Origin of the sequence: Curtobacterium sp. B8, from assembly GCF_000333315.1 — a bacterium.
Classification (GTDB): domain Bacteria; phylum Actinomycetota; class Actinomycetes; order Actinomycetales; family Microbacteriaceae; genus Curtobacterium; species Curtobacterium luteum.
In genome coordinates, this window is the sequence record NZ_BACW01000517.1 from 1 (window position 1) to 16,430 (window position 16,430).

A 16,430-nucleotide genomic window follows, 5' to 3' on the forward strand; every position below is an offset into this window, starting at 1 on the left:
AGTCAGTCCTGCACAGCGTCCAGGGCGGGACCGGCCTCCACAGGACGGCCCGCGGCTGCGCGCNGTCGGCGCGCGACGTGGGACAATCGTTCGACCGTCCCGACCCCTGAGGAACCGTGAGCCCACAAGCATCCGCGCCGCTCGAGCCCGCCGCGACCCCGGCCGAGGCGATCCGCAACTTCTGCATCATCGCGCACATCGACCACGGCAAGTCGACCCTGGCCGACCGCATGCTGCAGATCACCGGCATCGTCGAGGAGCGGGCGATGCGCGCGCAGTACCTCGACCGCATGGACATCGAGCGCGAGCGCGGCATCACGATCAAGTCGCAGGCCGTCCGCATGCCGTGGGAGCTCGACGGCAAGACCTTCGCCCTGAACATGATCGACACGCCGGGACACGTCGACTTCTCGTACGAGGTCTCCCGTTCGCTCGCCGCGTGCGAGGGCGCGATCCTCCTGGTCGACGCCGCCCAGGGCATCGAGGCGCAGACCCTCGCGAACCTCTACCTCGCGCTCGAGAACGACCTCGAGATCATCCCGGTCCTCAACAAGATCGACCTGCCCGCGGCCGAGCCGGACAAGTACGCAGCCGAGCTCGCGCAGCTCATCGGCGGGTCGCCGGACGACGTCCTCCGCGTCTCCGGCAAGACCGGCGTGGGCGTGCCGGAGCTCCTCGACCGCGTCGTCGGCACCGTGCCGCCGCCCGTCGGCACGGTGGACGCCCCGCCCCGCGCGATGATCTTCGACTCGGTCTACGACAGCTACCGCGGGGTCGTCACCTACGTCCGCATGGTGGACGGCACCATCTCGCCACGCGAGAAGGTCCAGATGATGTCGACGAAGACGACGCACGAGATCCTCGAGATCGGGGTGTCGTCGCCGGAGCCGAAGCCGACGAAGGGCCTGAGCGTCGGCGAGGTCGGCTACCTCATCACCGGCGTGAAGGACGTCCGCCAGTCCAAGGTCGGCGACACGGTCACGAGCGCGCAGAAGCCCGCGACCGACCCGCTGGCCGGCTACACCGACCCGAAGCCGATGGTCTTCTCGGGTCTGTACCCGATCGACGGTTCCGACTACCCGGACCTCCGCGAAGCGCTCGACAAGCTCAAGCTGTCCGACGCCGCGCTCGTGTACGAGCCCGAGACCTCCGTGGCGCTCGGGTTCGGCTTCCGCTGCGGGTTCCTCGGGCTGCTCCACCTCGAGATCATCACCGAGCGTCTGAGCCGCGAGTTCGGGCTCGACCTCATCACCACCGCCCCGAGCGTGATCTACGAGGTCACGAACGAGGACAACTCGGTGACCGAAGTCACGAACCCGTCCGAGTTCCCCGGCGGCCGCATCGTCGAGGTCCGCGAGCCGATGGTCCGCGCAGCCATCCTCGCGCCGAAGGACTACGTCGGCGCGATCATGGAGCTCTGCCAGTCGCGCCGAGGCTCGCTGCTCGGTATGGAGTACCTCGGTGAGGACCGCGTCGAGATCCGGTACGAGATGCCCCTCGGCGAGATCGTCTTCGACTTCTTCGACCAGCTGAAGAGCAAGACGCAGGGCTACGCGTCCCTCGACTACGAGCCGACGGGCGACCAGGCGGCCGACCTCGTCAAGGTCGACATCCTCCTCCAGGGCGAGCAGGTCGACGCGTTCAGCGCGATCGTGCACCGCGACAAGGCGTACGCGTACGGCACCCTCATGACCGAACGGCTCCGGAAGCTCATCCCGCGCCAGCAGTTCGAGGTCCCGATCCAGGCCGCCATCGGTGCTCGCATCATCGCCCGCGAGAGCATCCGTGCCATGCGCAAGGACGTCCTCGCGAAGTGCTACGGCGGTGACATCACCCGCAGCGCAAGCTCCTCGAGAAGCAGAAAGAGGGCAAGAAGCGCATGAAGATGTTCGGCCGGGTCGAGTCCCCGCAGGAAGCCTTCATCGCCGCGCTCTCGGGCGACGTGGAAGAGAAGAAGAAGTAGCGGTTCAGCGGGCGCGCGTGCCGCGCGTCCGCACCGCCGCCAGGCACAGGGCCGGGAGGCACGCTGCAGCCAGTCCCGCCAGCGCCGTCCGCCAGGTGGTCCACTCCGTCATCCCGATGAAGGACGTCTGCGTGCTCGCCTCGATCGAGCAGGCCGTGGCGGTGATCGCGAGGGTGAGCGCCGAGGCGCCGATGACCCAGGGGAGCCGGGGACGCCGGGACCGCCGAACGAGAGCGACGAGGAGCGCCCCGAAGAGCAGGACACCGGCACCGATGCTCGCGACGGCGACCTGCGCGAGCGTGGTGCTGACGACGGGGTACCAGTCGACCGGCGGCACGCTGGTGTACTGCACGGGTCGTGACGCGCGGGCTTCGACCAGGTCGACGGCGATGCGTGCGCCCACGGCGAGTGCGAAGGCGGTCGCCGTGAGTGCGGCGAGCACCCGAGGGGTACGTCCCGTCAGTGGGCGAGGGACGATCGTCGAGGCGGGCACGGACCGACGACAGCGGCGTGGCGGAGGCGATCCGAGCCTCCAGTCCGGGGCTGGGCGACGCGGCGCACCAGCCCAGCCGCTCTGCGCGCGTGCAGCCGGTCTGCGCTCGCGCAAGGGGGCTCGTCGGCATGCGTTCCGGTGGCAGCTGGGTCGTGACGGTGCGCACCGCCAAGGAGGCTCGTCGGCATGCGTTCCGGTGGCAGCTGGGTCGTGACGGTGCGCACCGCCAAGTAGGCTGGTCGGCATGAGTTCCCGCGGCAGCTACCGGACCGCTCTGACGTACGGCGCGGTCGGCGCGACCCAGGCGTCGGACCTCATGACCTACCCGCCTGAGGGCTTCGCGCCCACCGAGTCCCGCGCCCGGATCGGGCACGGCGACGTACGCTTCGAGACGGCGGTGACCCAGGCGCTGTCCTGGCAGATCCAGGAGCGCAGCGGGATCCGCGTGCACGTCGACGACCAGCCGGACGACGACGAGGTCCGCTACAACCCGGTGACGTTCGACGAGCACGGTGTGCCGGTCGCGCCCGCGTCCATCGGGACCCCGAAGGTGGAGCGGTTCGCGCCGGACGGCACGCCGCTCCTCACGGCGGGGACGACCGCGACGCTGACGATGCACGCGTTCGGGCAGACCGTGCACGCGCCGGTCAGGGTCGTGTCGATCATCGACGAGCCGGACCGCAAGGGCTTCGCGTACGGCACGCTCGAGGGGCACCCGCTCTCGGGCGAGGAGTCGTTCGTCGTCGAGCGCACGTCGGACGGGTCGGTGTGGCTCCAGCTGCGGCAGTTCTCGCAGCCGGCGAGCCGGAAGTGGCGCCTCGTGGCGCCGTTGCTGCGGCGGCAGCAGCGCGTGATGGCGGAGAAGTACCTGGCGGCGCTCCGCGGCGACTGACGCGTGGAGCGCGCCGAGCGGCGGCGCTCGCGGCGACCGACGGGTCCGACCCGGCTCAGCCCAGGGGCGCGAGACCCGCGATCGCGTCCTCGATGACCCGCACGTCCTCCACGCAGTCCCGAGCCACGACGACCGCGCTCGTCGCCCGGAGCGCCTCCACGTCGTAGACCCCGGTCGCGACCGCGAGGAACGGGATCCCCGCGGCGTCCGCAGCCTCGCCGTCCCGCGGGGTGTCGCCGACGATGACGGCCCGCTCGCCCCGCAGCGCCGCCGCCGCACGATCGGTGACCCCGGCACGGTCGACCTCCTCGTCGCCGAAGAACGAGTGCGCCCAGTCGAACGCATCGAGGTCGAACCCGGCACCACGGAGCTTCACCCGCGCACGGTGCTCGGAGTTGCCGGTGAGCAGGCCGTTGCGCCAGCCGAGGACCGCGAAGCGCCGGACGAGGTCCCGGGCGCCAGGGGCCGGCTTCCGGTGGTCGCCGGCGCGGAACCGCTCGTCGGTGAGGTCGCGCAGGTGCCCGGAGACGGTGGGGATGAGCGCGTCGTCGAAGTCGTGCGCGCGGACGTGCTCGGCGATGAGGCCGGCATCGGTCCGGCCGTGCTGGTGGCCGACGCGCAGCGCGAGGTCACGGCCGACCGCCCGTTCGAGTGCCAGGTGGTACAGGTTGCCCGGCGACACGGCGTTCAGCACGAGGGTGCCGTCGATGTCCCACAGCACCGTGGTGGGGACGGTGTGGTGCTCCATGCCTCCATCATGACCGAGAATGGAGTCCATGCCGAGTGCCCTGCCGATCGCCGACCCCGCACCGTCGGACGGGCTGCTCATCCCCGGTCCGGACGCGGGCGAGGTCCCGTTCGGCGTCTACGTGCACGTGCCCTTCTGCCGCGTCCGCTGCGGCTACTGCGACTTCAACACGTACACGGCGTCGGAGCTGCGCGGGGTCCGGCGTGACGACTACGCCGGCCACGCCGTGCAGGAGATCCGGTTCGCCGAGGAGGTCCTCGAGCGCTCGGGCGTGCCGCGGCGCCCGGTGTCGACGGTGTTCTTCGGCGGCGGGACCCCGACGATGCTCCCGGCCGAGGACCTCGTGATGATCCTCCGGGCGATCGACGAGACGTGGGGGATCGTGCCCGGCGCCGAGGTCACGACCGAGGCCAACCCGGACTCCGTCGACGCCGACTCGCTCGAGACGCTCCGCGCCGGCGGCTTCACCCGGGTCAGCTACGGCATGCAGTCCGCGGTCCCGCACGTGCTCGCGACCCTCGACCGGACGCACGACCCCGAGCGGGTGCCGCTGGTCGTGGACCTCGCGAAGCAGCAGGGCCTCGACGTCTCGCTCGACCTCATCTACTCGACCCCGGGGGAGTCACTCGCGGACTGGCGCACCTCGCTCGACCAGGCGATCGCCTGTGCGCCCGACCACGTCTCGGCGTACTCGCTCATCGTCGAGGAGGGCACGGCGATGGGTCGCATGGTGGCGCGCGGGGAGCTGCCGGCACCCGACGACGACCTCGCGGCGGACATGTACGAGCTGGCCGACGACGTCCTCGGTGCGGCCGGGTACTCCTGGTACGAGGTGTCGAACTGGGCGCGCGGGGAGGCGCACGCGAGCCGGCACAACCTGTCCTACTGGAAGGGTCACGACTGGTGGGGCGTCGGCCCGGGCGCGCACTCCGCCGTCGCCGGGACCCGCTGGTGGAACGTGAAGCACCCGGCCGCGTACGCGAACCGGGTGCTGTCGGGAGCGTCGCCCGCGGCCGGCCGGGAGACCCTCGACGAGGAGACGCGCTACGTCGAGCGCGTGCTCCTCGCCGCGCGGGTCCGCGGCGAGCTCGCCACGTCGGAACTCCGCCGGGAGGCCCGTGGCCGGGTCGCGGGGCTCATCGCACGCGGTCTCGTGGACGGCTCGGCCGCGGTGCGGGGTCGGGTCGAGTTGACGAGGCAGGGTCGGCTGCTCGCGGACGCGGTGGTCCGCGAGCTGCTCGACTGACCTACTGCTCCACGGACGCGGCTACTGCTTCACGAACTCGATCGTGAGCGGGTACTTGTAGAAGCGTCCCTGGTTCGCGGCGACGGCGGCCATGACCGAGAAGACGACCACGAGCACGTAGATGATCGGGAGCAGGACGAGCCCGATCAGGATGACCGTGAGCAGCCCCGCGACGAACCCCGCGATCGCCGCGGTGATGTGGAAATTGAGCGCCTGGCGCGTGTGCTCGCGCACGAACTGCCCGCGGTCACGCAGCACGAGGTACGCGATGATCGGCACGAGCAGGCTGAAGAAGATGGCGCCGACGTGCGTCAGGGTCGCCCAGAGCCGCTGGTCCTCGGGGCTCATCGGCTGGGGGACCTGGTAGTTCGGCGGGTACTGGGGGCCGTCCGGCCCGCCGGGCTGCTGTCCGTAGGGGTTCCCGGGCTGCTGGCCGTCAGGGCCCCCGGGCTGCTGTCCGTAGCTCATGCGGGAAGCGTACCGACCAGCCGGACGCCCGTCCCGCCCTGTCGGCCGTCGGGCGTAGGATCAGCAGTCGACACACGAGAGTGCCAACGCGAACGGAAGGGGATCGAGTGGTCAGCGAACGCAGCCTCGAAGTCCTCAAGGCCATCGTGCGGGACTACGTCGCCTCGCGGGAGCCGGTCGGGTCGAAGTCGATCGTCGACCGCCACGCGTTCGGGGTCAGCGCCGCCACGATCCGCAACGACATGGCCCAGCTCGAGGACGAGCAGCTCATCGTCGCGCCGCACACGTCCTCGGGTCGCGTCCCGACCGACAAGGGCTACCGCGTCTTCGTCGACCACCTGGCCGCGGCCCGCCCGCTGTCGAGCGCGCAGCGGCACGCGATCGAGACCTTCCTGGGCGCCTCGGGTGACCTCGACGACGTCCTCGGACGCACCGTGCGGCTGCTCAGCCAGCTCACGAACCAGGTGGCGCTCGTGCAGTACCCCTCGCTGGTGCGCGCCCGCGTCCAGCACGTCGAACTCGTCCGGCTCGGCGACACGCGGTTGATGGTCGTGCTCATCACTGACACCGCCCGGGTCGAGCAGCGGGTGGTCGAGAGCGACGTCGCCCTCGACGAGTCCGCCCTGACCGAGCTCCGCAGTGTCGTCAACGGCGCGACCGTCGGACTCCTCCTGCAGGACGTCCCCGGTGCGCTCCGCGCGGTCCCGCAGCAGCTCCGGCCCGACGTCCAGCCCCTTGCCGGGATCGTCGTGGCGACCCTCATCGAGCAGGTGGCCGCGAACCGGCAGGACCGCCTGCTGATGGCGGGCGCGGCGAACCTCGCGAAGAGCGAGCAGGACTTCTCCGGCGGGCTCTTCCCCGTGCTCGAAGCCATCGAGGAACAAGTCACCCTGCTCCGGTTGTTCGGCGAGATGCAGGTGGACGACATCGCGGTGGCGGCGAGCATCGGCGCCGAGAACGCCGAGTACGGGCTCGACGCCACGAGCATCGTCGCGGGTGGCTACCTCGCCGGCGGCGAGGTGGCACGGCTCGGCGTGCTCGGGCCGACCCGGATGGACTACGGCACGAACATGGCCGCGGTCCGCGCCGTCGCACGGTACCTGTCCAAGCTCCTGGGCGAACATTGACCGGCCCGCACCGCGATCGGCGCGACCCTCGCGCACGACCCGCACCGGGCCTCCAGACCGACCGAACCGAAACACTCTGAGGGATACGTGGCAGACCACTACGACGTCCTCGGCGTCCAGCCGGACGCCTCCGATGCCGACATCAAGAAGGCCTACCGGCGCTTGGCGCGCGAGCTGCACCCGGACGTGAACCCGAGCCCGGACGCCGCCGAGCGCTTCAAGGACGTGACGCACGCGTACGACGTGCTGAGCGACCCCGAACAGCGCCGCCGGTACGACGCCGGACCGCAGGCCGACAGCCCGTTCGGCGGTGGCGGTGCCGCGGGCTTCAGCGACATCTTCGACGCGTTCTTCGGCGGGGGCGGCGGCGGCCGGGGATCCGGTCCCCGCAGCCGCGCCGAGCGGGGACAGGACGCCCTGCTGCGCATCGACGTCGACCTCGACGAGGTCGTCTTCGGCACCCACAAGGAGGTCGAGGTCGACACCGCCGTGCTGTGCGAGACCTGCCACGGCTCGTGCTGCGCTCCGGGCACGAGCCCGCGCACGTGCGACATCTGCGGCGGTTCCGGCCACATCCAGCGGCAGGTCCGCTCGCTCCTCGGCAACGTGGTGACGAGTGCGCCGTGCGGCACCTGCCGCGGCTACGGCACGGTCATCCCGAACCCGTGCCCGACGTGCCAGGGGCAGGGCCGCGTGCGCGCCCGTCGCTCGATCCCGGTCGACGTCCCCGCCGGCGTCGACTCGGGCCTACGCCTGCAGATGCCGGGCCAGGGCGAGGTCGGTCCGGCCGGCGGCCCCTCCGGTGACCTCTACCTCGAGATCCGCGTCCGGCACCACGACGTCTTCAGCCGCGACGGCGACGACCTGCTCGCGACGCTCGAGGTCGGCATGACGGACGCGATCCTCGGCACGACCACGACGATCGACGGCCTCGACGGTCCGGTCGAGCTCGAGATCCGTCCCGGTGTGCAGAGTGCCGACGTGCTCGTCCTGAAGGACCGCGGTGTCACGAAGCTGCGCGGCAGCGGACGTGGCGACCTGCGAGTCGGTGTGCAGGTCGTGACGCCGACGAAGCTGTCGCACAAGGAGCGCCAGCTGGTCGAGCAGCTCGCGAAGTCGCACAAGGCCACGAAGCCCCAGCTCGCCCGGTTCCAGCAGGGCATGTTCGGCAAGCTCCGCGACCGCTTCTTCAACTTCTGATGGCGTCGCTCTACCTCGTCGGGTCGCTCGACGGCGTCACCGAGGGCGGGCACGTGACCCTCGACGGTGCGGAGGGCCGGCACGCGGTGTCCGTCGCGCGGGTGCGCCTCGGGGAGACGCTGCGGATCGGTGACGGCGACGGCACCGTGGTGTCCGGACCCGTCGTCTCCACCGAGCGGGATGCGCTCGTGCTGGAGGTGGCCACGCTCGAGGTGGTCCCGGCGCCGTCACCGACCCTGACCCTCGTGCAGGCGCTCGCGAAGGGCGGCCGTGACGAGATGGCCGTGCAGGCGTCGACCGAGATCGGCGTCGACCGGATCGTGCCGTGGGCGGCTGCCCGCAGTGTCTCGCGGTGGGAGGGTGCGAAGGTCGAGAAGGGCCGGGCGCGCTGGGCGTCCATCGCGCACGAGGCCTCCAAGCAGGCCGTCCGCCCGCGGGTCCCCGTCGTCGCGCAGCCGGTCACCACGGCACAGCTGGCGGCGTCCGTGGGCACCGGGCGGGTGGTGCTCGTGCTCGACCCGGTCGCGGACGTCCGCCTCTCCGCCTGGGACGCCCCGGCCGACGTCGACGACATCACCCTCGTGGTCGGACCCGAGGGCGGCATCGACGGCAGCGAGTTCGACCGGCTCGTCGCCGCCGGAGCGGTCCGCGTCCGGCTCGGCGACACCGTCCTCCGCACCTCGACCGCGGGTCCGGCTGCGCTGGCGATCCTCCAGACGCGGCTCGGACGCTGGTAGGCCCGTCGTCGGCGGCGCGTTCTACGATGGGGACATGAGCACCGGCACGCCCAGCGTCTTCTCGAAGATCATTGCGCGCGAGATCCCGGCGACCGTCGTCGCCGAGGACGACCGCGTCATCGCGTTCGAGGACATCGCGCCGAAGGCACCCGTCCACGTGCTCGTCGTCCCCAAGACCGAGCAGTACCGGAACGTCACCGAGCTCGCCGCCGGGGACCCGGACCTCCTCTCCCACGTGGTCGCCACCGCGCAGCGCATCGCCGACGAGCGTGCGGGCGGCCAGTACCGTCTCGTGTTCAACACCGGCGAAGCAGCCGGTCAGACCGTGTTCCACGTGCACGCGCACGTACTCGCAGGCGAACTGCAGGAAGGCACCCTTGCCGGATAACGAACCACTCGAGCAGGACACCACGTCCGAGCTCACCGTCGACGGCATCGCCATGGTGCAGCTGCTCGGCCCCCAGGACCGACTCCTGAAGACCGTCGAACGCCAGTACCCCGGGGTCCGCGTCGTCGTCCGCGGCAACGAGGTCAGCCTCAGCGGGCCGGAGCGCGACGTCGCGAGGGCACGCGCCCTCGTCGACGAACTCGTCGGCATGGTCAAGCGCGGCCAGGACATCGGCCCGGCCGACATCCCGACCTCCGCACGGATCCTCGACGACGACCGCAAGCCGTCCGACACGTTCGGCACGCCCATCGTGCAGAGCCGGGGCAAGTCGGTGCGACCGAAGACCGACGGCCAGCGCGCCTACGTCGACGCGATCGACCAGCACACCATCACGTTCGGCATCGGCCCCGCCGGCACCGGCAAGACCTACCTGGCGATGGCCAAGGCGGTGCAGGCGCTGCAGCGGCGCGAGGTCACGCGGATCATCCTCACGCGTCCCGCGGTCGAGGCCGGCGAGCGGCTCGGGTTCCTCCCCGGCACGCTGACCGACAAGATCGACCCCTACCTCCGGCCGCTGTACGACGCCCTCAACGAGATGATGGACCCCGAGCTCGTGCCGAAGCTGTTGGCGGCCGGCACGGTCGAGGTCGCTCCGCTGGCGTACATGCGCGGTCGGACGCTCAACGACTCGTTCGTCATCCTCGACGAGGCGCAGAACACCACGCCCGAGCAGATGAAGATGTTCCTCACCCGCCTCGGGTTCGGGTCGAAGATGGTGGTCACGGGCGACATCACCCAGGTCGACCTGCCCGGCAACCTGTCGGGCCTGCGCCTGGTGACCCGTATCCTCGACCACGTCGACGACATCCACTTCGCCCGTCTCGGGAGCGAGGACGTGGTCCGCCACACGCTCGTCGGCCGCATCGTCGACGCGTACACCGCCTACGACGAGGAACGCCTGGCCGAGCAGGCCGGGCACCGCCCCGGCGGCCGGGGCACCGCGCCCGAGGGCAACCCGGCCGGCGTGAACCGTGCCGAGCGCCGGGGCCGGCCGCCGCAGGACCGCCAGCGTTCCCCGTACCCGCAGAACGATCCCCGAGGAGGGAACCGGTGAGCATCGAGCTCAACAACGAGTCCGGGGTGGAGGTCGACGAGGCCGCGATCCAGCGCCTCGCCTCCTTCGCGCTCGACGCGCTGCACGTCCACGCCGACGCGGAGCTCGCCATCGTGCTCGTCGACGAGGGCGCGATGGAGCAGCTGCACGTCCGGTGGATGGACGAACCGGGGCCGACCGACGTCCTCAGCTTCCCGATGGACGAGCTCCGTCCCGGCACGGAGGACGACCCGACCCCGGCCGGGCTGCTCGGGGACATCGTGCTGTGCCCGCAGGTCGCCGAGGAACAAGCGAAGACCGCGGGGCACTCGACGACCGACGAGATGCTCCTGCTCACCTGCCACGGCATCCTGCACCTCCTCGGGTTCGACCACGCGGAGCCGGAGGAGAAGGCCGAGATGTTCGGCCTCCAGGGCGAGATCCTCGCCGCGTTCGCCGCGCAGCACCGAGGGCGGTGACCTGATGCTGCTCGTCGCCGTCCTGCTCGCGGTGGCGTTGGTGCTCGTCGTCGCCGGCGGTGTGCTCGCCGCCTCGGACGCCGCCCTGTCCGTGTTGTCCCGCGCCGACCTCGACGAGATCGCCCGGGGCGCCAAGCGTCGCCGCGCGATCGAGGCGATCGCGGACGACGTCGGCGCCCACGTCAACGCGCTGAACTTCGTCCGGGTCCTCGCCGAGACCGCCGCAGCGGTCCTCGTGACGATCGCGCTCGTGACGGTCTTCGACACGTGGTGGGTCGCGCTCGTCGTGTCCGCGGCCGTGATGACGGCGGTCTCCTTCGTCCTGGTCGGGTCGAGTCCGCGCAGCGTCGGTCGCGCGCACGCCGAGCGGCTCATCGCCGTGACCGGCGGACTCGTCCGCGCGGTCCGCATCGTCCTCGGGCCGCTCGCCGGGCTGCTCGTCGCGATCGGCGACCGCGTCACACCGGGGCGTGGCCGGAGCGCCTCCACCGTGTCCAGCGAGGAGCAGCTGCTGTCCCTGGTCGACGAGGCCGCCGAGAGCAACGTGCTCGAAGCCGACGACCGTGAACTCATCCACTCGGTGTTCGAGTTCAGCGACACCCTGGTGCGCGAGGTCATGGTGCCGCGCACCGACATGACGACCGTCGACGGCTCGGACACGCTCGGCGCCGCGATGGAGCAGTTCCTCGCGTCCGGGGTGTCCCGCATGCCGGTCACGGGCAAGGACAGCGACGACGTCCTCGGCGTGCTGTACCTCCGCGACGTGTCCCGTGCCCTCTACGAACGCCCGGGCGCCGGCGCCGAACCGGTCAGCGGCCTGCTGCGGCCTGCCGGGTTCGTGCCGGAGTCGAAGGCTGCCGACGACACGCTCCGCGCGATGCAGGCGGGTAAGAACCACCTGCTGCTCGTCGTCGACGAGTACGGCGGCGTGGCCGGACTCGTCACGATGGAGGACCTCATCGAGGAGCTCGTCGGCGACATCTCGGACGAGTACGACCGCGCGGTGGTCGACCGGGTCGAGGTCGAACCGGGCGTCTGGCGCATCGCGGCCCGGATGCCGATCGACGAACTCGGCGACCTGTTCGGCATCGAGCTCGAGGACGACGACGTCGACACCGCCGGCGGCTTGCTCGTGAAGGAGCTCGGCCACCTCGCCACGCGCGGCGACCGCGTCACCGTCGACGGCATCGTCCTCGTCGCCGACCGGGTGGAGGGCAAGCGCCGTCACCTCGTCTCGGTCCTCGCCGAGCGCACCACAGCCCTCGACGACGTCGAGCACGCGTTCGACGACTCCTCGCCCACGACCACAGGGAAGCCCACCGCATGACCGACACCACCACGCCCGACGGTCAGCCGTACCGCGCGGGCTTCGTCTCCTTCGTCGGCCGACCGAACGTCGGCAAGTCGACACTGACGAACGCCCTGGTCGGCGAGAAGGTCGCCATCACCTCGTCGAAGCCGCAGACGACCCGTCGCGCCATCCGCGGGGTCGTGCACCGCCCGAACGGTCAGGTCATCATCGTCGACACACCGGGGGTCCACCGGCCGCGCACCCTGCTCGGAGAACGCCTGAACGACCTCGTGCAGTCCACGCTGGGCGACGTCGACGTGATCGGCTTCTGCGTCCCCGCGAACGAGCCGATCGGACCGGGCGACCGCTTCATCAACGACTCGCTCGACCAGTACCCGCGTGCGAAGAAGGTCGCGATCGTCACGAAGATCGACCGCGTCTCGAAGGACAAGGTCGGCGAGCAGTTGCTCGCGGTCTCGAAGCTCCGCGAGTGGGACGTCATCATCCCGACCTCGGGCACGAAGGGGCTGCAGCTCGAACCGCTGCTCGACGAGATCACCGCCCTGCTGCCCGAGTCGCCGCAGCTCTACGACGACGCCACCGTGACCGAGGAGACCGACGAGGACCGCATCGCCGAGCTGATCCGCGAGGCCGCGCTCGAAGGCGTCCGCGACGAACTGCCGCACTCGCTGGCCGTCGTCGTCGAGGACGTCGTCGAGCCGGACAAGGAGGACGACCCCGACGGCCCCCTGCGGATCTTCGCGAACCTCTTCGTCGAACGGGACAGCCAGAAGGCGATCGTCATCGGCCGCGGCGGCGAGCGGCTGAAGGACGTCGGCTCGCGCGCGCGGACGGAGATCGAGTCGCTGCTGGGCGGTCGACACGTGTACCTCAACCTCCGCGTGAAGGTCGCGAAGGAGTGGCAGCGGGACCCGAAGCAGCTCGGTCGCCTCGGCTTCTGAACCGACCCGCCGTGGACGCCGGGAGCGTCAGCCCATCGGCTGACGCGCGCCGCGTCGCAGGGCCGTACCGTGGGGTGGTGTTCCGTCCCGTGCTGCGCTCGCAGGTCCTCTTCGACGTCATCGTCGCTGTGCTCCTGACCGCGCTCATCGGGCTGGCGCAGGCACCACGGTCCGACGCCCTGCAGTCGCTCGTCGTGGTCGTGCTGCTCGGCGGCGCGTTGGCGTTGCGGCGGACGGCTCCGGGGCTGGCCCTGGTGATCGCCTGGGTGGGCGCCATCGCGCAGATGGTGATGGGCCTCGGACTCGAGGCCGCCGACTTCCTCATCGCCGGCGTGATGTACACGACGAGCGCGTACGGCTCGAACCGGACGCGGTGGTGGGGCTTGGCCTCGGCGTTCCTCGGCGCGGTCGTCGCGGCCGGGTACCTCGGGCTGCAGGAGTACTTCGGCCGGTACTCGATCGACGGGCCCTTCGCCACGTACCCGTCGCAGTTGATGCGCGAAGCCGTGCAGACGGCGGCGTACTTCGTCGTGGTCCTCGCGATCCTGCTCCTGCCGTGGCTCGCCGGACTCGTGCGCCGCGTCCGGTCGGCCGCACGCATGAGCCGTGAGGCGCAGCTCCTCGCCGAACGTGACGCGGCCCGGGCCGACCGCGCCGTCGCCGTCGAGCAGGAGCGCGTCCGCATAGCCCGGGACATGCACGACATCGTGGCGCACTCCCTCGCCGTCGTCATCGCGCAGGCCGACGGTGCCCGCTACGCGCTCAAGGCCGATCCCGACATCGCCGACCAGGCCCTCACGACGATCTCGGGCACGGCCCGCCGGGCGCTCGGGGACGTCCGCGAGCTCCTCGGCGCGCTCCGCCACGAGCAGGGCACGGCCCCGACGCCGGAGATCGACGACATCGAGCAGCTCGTCACCGAGATGCGGGACATCGGGCTCGACGTCGACGTCGAGCGCGACGGCGACCCCTCGGCCCTGCCGACGACGACGCAGCTCGCCGTGTACCGCATCGTGCAGGAGAGCCTCACGAACGCCTACAAGCACGGCCAGCGCGGCACCCCCGTGCACGCGCGCCTGACCTACCGGCCCGACACCGTCGAGATCCAGGTGGTGAACGAACGGGCCGACGACGGCCGTGCGGGGCCGGGCACCGGACACGGCCTGGTCGGCATGCGCGAGCGCGCGACCATGACCGGCGGGACGATGACCGCGGGGCCGCGCGGGGACGCCTTCGTCGTCGCGGTCCGCATGCCCGCCGTCCCCGCGAGCGGGCAGATGCCCCGTGACCGCATCACCTCGACCCACCAGGAGCACACCGCACGATGACCACGACCCCGAACCCCGAGGCCCGCATCCGGGTGGCGCTCGTCGACGACCAGGCCCTGTTCCGCACCGGGATCCGGATGCTCATCGACTCCCAGTCCGACCTGCAGTTCGTCGGCGAGGCCGGAGACGGCGCCGAAGGGGTCGAGCTCGTCCGTCGTGCCCGGCCGGACGTGGTGCTCATGGACGTGCGCATGCCCGTGATGGACGGCATCACGGCGACCGCGACGATCGTCGAGCAGTCCGGCACCGACGGCGCGAAGGTGCTCGTGCTGACCACCTTCGACTTCGACGAGGCCGCCGCGAAGGCGATCCGCGCCGGCGCGAGCGGCTTCGTGCTCAAGGACGCCGACCCCGAGTTCCTGCTCGCGGCGATCCGGACCGTGCACGCCGGGACCGCCGTGTTCGCCGCGTCGGCGACCCGCGAGCTGCTCCGGCGCTACGAGGACACCTCCGCGCCTTCGGTGACCGTCCCGTCGGCGTTCGCCGAGCTCACCCCCCGCGAGCGGGAGATCTTCGACCTCGCGGCGAAGGGCCTGAGCAACAGCGAGATCGCGTCGCACGAGTTCGTCAGCGAGGCGACGGTCAAGACCCACATCTCGCGGGTGCTGACGAAGCTCGAGCTCCGTGACCGTGTCCGTCTCGTGGTGTTCGCGCACGAGCACGGGCTCGTCACGAAGGACTGACGCCCGGCGGCGCACCGTCATCCGCGCGGATGACCCCTGCACAGGGAAGCCAGCCGAGCGGACCATCCACAGGAGCCGACCGACCGACGCGCCACGTGCCTCCCGGGCGTCATCGTTGAGCCATGACCAGCAGCCACCTCCCGATCATCCGCCTCGACCACGTGTCCAAGCACCACGGGGACGCCGCTCGCCGCGTGACGGCCCTCGACGACGTCAGCGTCGACATCGGCGCGGGTGAGTTCACCGCGGTGATGGGACCGTCCGGATCCGGCAAGTCGACGCTCATGCACGTCGCGGCCGGCCTCGACGCCGTCTCGGCCGGACGCATCCAGATCGACGGGGTCGACGTCACCGGCCTCGGTGACCGCGACCTCACCGAGCTCCGTCGCCGCCGGCTCGGCTTCGTCTTCCAGTCGTTCAACCTCGTGCCGACGCTCGACGTCAGCGAGAACATCCGGCTGCCGTTCCTGCTCGGCGGACACCGGACCTCGCGCGAGGAGGACGCCTGGATCGACCGGCTCGTCGCGATGCTCGGCCTCGGCGACCGCCTGACCCACCGCCCGCACCAGCTGTCGGGCGGTCAGCAGCAGCGCGTCGCGATCGCCCGGGCGCTCGCCTCGCGGCCGGCCGTGGTCGTCGCCGACGAGCCCACCGGCGCACTCGACTCGCGGACGGGTCGTGACGTGCTCGCGATCCTCCGCGGTGCCGTCGACGACTGGGGCCAGAGCGTCGTCATGGTCACGCACGACCCCGTCGCCGCGGCGAACGCCGACCGCATCCTGTTCCTCGCGGACGGCCGGATCGTGGGGGACCGCCCCGGGATGGACGCGGCGGAGATCTCCGCCACGATGCTCGGGATGGAGGCCGCCGCGTGAACACCCTGACCTCGCTCCGTGCGTTCCGGCCGACGATCCTCGTCGCGGCGCTCGGCACCACCTTCGGGTCCGCCCTCGTCATCGCACCGGGGATCGTGTCCGAGGCGCTCGCCACCACCGGCCTCGACGGCATCGCCAGCGTGCAGGCGATCCTGTCCGTCGTCGGCTGGCTGTTCCTCGGCATCGCGCTCTACGTCGGGTCGATCGTCACGGCGAACACGTGCGCGACCATCATCGCCGGGCAGACCCGCGTGATCGCGTTGCAGCGGCTCGTCGGTGCGACCGGCGCTGCGCTGCGGGCGCGGATCACGCGCGCCGGACTCCTCGTGGGCGTCGTCGGCGGTCTCCTCGGCGCCGTGGTCGGCACGGGCGCGAGTGCGGTGTTCGTGGTGGTCCTCCGGGGCACCGGGTTCCTGCCGGACACGGCGTACACACTCGTGCCGGGGAGCTCGGCGCC

The 16,430-nt window shown here is 71.4% G+C and carries 17 protein-coding genes and 1 pseudogene; 15 read left to right on the forward strand and 3 right to left on the reverse strand.

Annotation, left to right across the window (positions count from 1 at the left end):
• Window positions 1-116 precede the first annotated feature (116 nt).
• Window positions 117-1,963, forward strand: a pseudogene (gene lepA / locus I59_RS20030) (translation elongation factor 4).
• A 4-nt stretch (window positions 1,964-1,967) separates the two neighbouring features.
• Here the strand turns inward: lepA and I59_RS13355 are convergent.
• Window positions 1,968-2,405 carry a hypothetical protein gene (locus I59_RS13355; RefSeq protein ID WP_022904295.1) on the reverse strand — a complete coding sequence of 146 codons (438 nt, stop codon included), beginning with the start codon at window positions 2,403-2,405 and terminating at the stop codon, window positions 1,968-1,970.
• Between the two features lie 295 nt (window positions 2,406-2,700).
• Here I59_RS13355 and I59_RS13360 point away from each other — a divergent pair, with 295 nt between their 5' ends.
• Entirely contained in the window at window positions 2,701-3,348 is a 648-nt protein-coding gene (locus I59_RS13360; RefSeq protein WP_022904296.1) for a DUF1990 family protein, read from the forward strand.
• 55 nt (window positions 3,349-3,403) lie between these two features.
• Here I59_RS13360 and I59_RS20035 read toward each other — a convergent pair whose 3' ends face one another.
• A complete protein-coding gene (locus tag I59_RS20035) occupies window positions 3,404-4,126 on the reverse strand; it encodes an HAD family hydrolase (protein ID WP_187289826.1) in 723 nt (240 codons plus the stop codon).
• Here I59_RS20035 and hemW point away from each other — a divergent pair.
• A complete protein-coding gene (hemW, locus tag I59_RS13370; RefSeq protein WP_031273808.1) occupies window positions 4,125-5,342 on the forward strand; it encodes a radical SAM family heme chaperone HemW in 1,218 nt (405 codons plus the stop codon). The two genes, I59_RS20035 and hemW, sit on opposite strands and share 2 nt — an antisense overlap.
• A gap of 21 nt (window positions 5,343-5,363) precedes the next feature.
• Here hemW and I59_RS13375 read toward each other — a convergent pair whose 3' ends face one another.
• The gene (locus tag I59_RS13375) at window positions 5,364-5,810 is read right to left on the reverse strand and encodes a DUF4870 domain-containing protein (RefSeq protein ID WP_022904299.1); all 447 of its coding nucleotides are present in this window, start codon (window positions 5,808-5,810) and stop codon (window positions 5,364-5,366) included.
• A gap of 107 nt (window positions 5,811-5,917) precedes the next feature.
• Between I59_RS13375 and hrcA the strand changes: the two genes are divergently transcribed.
• From hrcA to I59_RS13435, 12 genes are all read left to right on the forward strand, one after another.
• The gene (gene hrcA / locus I59_RS13380) at window positions 5,918-6,937 is read left to right on the forward strand and encodes a heat-inducible transcriptional repressor HrcA (protein WP_022904300.1); all 1,020 of its coding nucleotides are present in this window, start codon (window positions 5,918-5,920) and stop codon (window positions 6,935-6,937) included.
• An 87-nt stretch (window positions 6,938-7,024) separates the two neighbouring features.
• The gene (dnaJ, locus tag I59_RS13385; RefSeq protein ID WP_022904301.1) at window positions 7,025-8,137 is read left to right on the forward strand and encodes a molecular chaperone DnaJ; all 1,113 of its coding nucleotides are present in this window, start codon (window positions 7,025-7,027) and stop codon (window positions 8,135-8,137) included.
• A complete protein-coding gene (locus I59_RS13390) occupies window positions 8,137-8,874 on the forward strand; it encodes a 16S rRNA (uracil(1498)-N(3))-methyltransferase (protein WP_022904302.1) in 738 nt (245 codons plus the stop codon). The genes dnaJ and I59_RS13390 overlap by 1 nt, the downstream gene beginning before the upstream one ends.
• 34 nt (window positions 8,875-8,908) lie before the next feature.
• Complete coding sequence (locus I59_RS13395; RefSeq protein WP_022904303.1) at window positions 8,909-9,262, forward strand: histidine triad nucleotide-binding protein; 354 nt, start codon at window positions 8,909-8,911, stop codon at window positions 9,260-9,262.
• Entirely contained in the window at window positions 9,252-10,376 is a 1,125-nt protein-coding gene (locus I59_RS13400; RefSeq protein WP_031273810.1) for a PhoH family protein, read from the forward strand. The genes I59_RS13395 and I59_RS13400 overlap by 11 nt, the downstream gene beginning before the upstream one ends.
• A complete protein-coding gene (ybeY, locus tag I59_RS13405) occupies window positions 10,373-10,834 on the forward strand; it encodes an rRNA maturation RNase YbeY (protein ID WP_022904304.1) in 462 nt (153 codons plus the stop codon). Before I59_RS13400 ends, ybeY begins: the two co-directional genes overlap by 4 nt.
• A 4-nt stretch (window positions 10,835-10,838) precedes the next feature.
• Window positions 10,839-12,161 carry a hemolysin family protein gene (locus tag I59_RS13410; RefSeq protein WP_022904305.1) on the forward strand — a complete coding sequence of 441 codons (1,323 nt, stop codon included), beginning with the start codon at window positions 10,839-10,841 and terminating at the stop codon, window positions 12,159-12,161.
• Window positions 12,158-13,087, forward strand: a complete 930-nt coding sequence (gene era, locus I59_RS13415; protein WP_022904306.1) for a GTPase Era — start codon at window positions 12,158-12,160, stop codon at window positions 13,085-13,087. Before I59_RS13410 ends, era begins: the two co-directional genes overlap by 4 nt.
• A 77-nt stretch (window positions 13,088-13,164) precedes the next feature.
• A complete protein-coding gene (locus tag I59_RS13420; RefSeq protein WP_042726748.1) occupies window positions 13,165-14,415 on the forward strand; it encodes a sensor histidine kinase in 1,251 nt (416 codons plus the stop codon).
• Window positions 14,412-15,098 carry a response regulator transcription factor gene (locus tag I59_RS13425; protein WP_022904308.1) on the forward strand — a complete coding sequence of 229 codons (687 nt, stop codon included), beginning with the start codon at window positions 14,412-14,414 and terminating at the stop codon, window positions 15,096-15,098. Before I59_RS13420 ends, I59_RS13425 begins: the two co-directional genes overlap by 4 nt.
• 122 nt (window positions 15,099-15,220) lie before the next feature.
• The gene (locus tag I59_RS13430) at window positions 15,221-15,973 is read left to right on the forward strand and encodes an ABC transporter ATP-binding protein (RefSeq protein ID WP_022904309.1); all 753 of its coding nucleotides are present in this window, start codon (window positions 15,221-15,223) and stop codon (window positions 15,971-15,973) included.
• Window positions 15,970-16,430: FtsX-like permease family protein (locus tag I59_RS13435; RefSeq protein WP_031273813.1), on the forward strand; the 461-nt coding region annotated here is incomplete at its 3' end. The genes I59_RS13430 and I59_RS13435, both read left to right, overlap by 4 nt.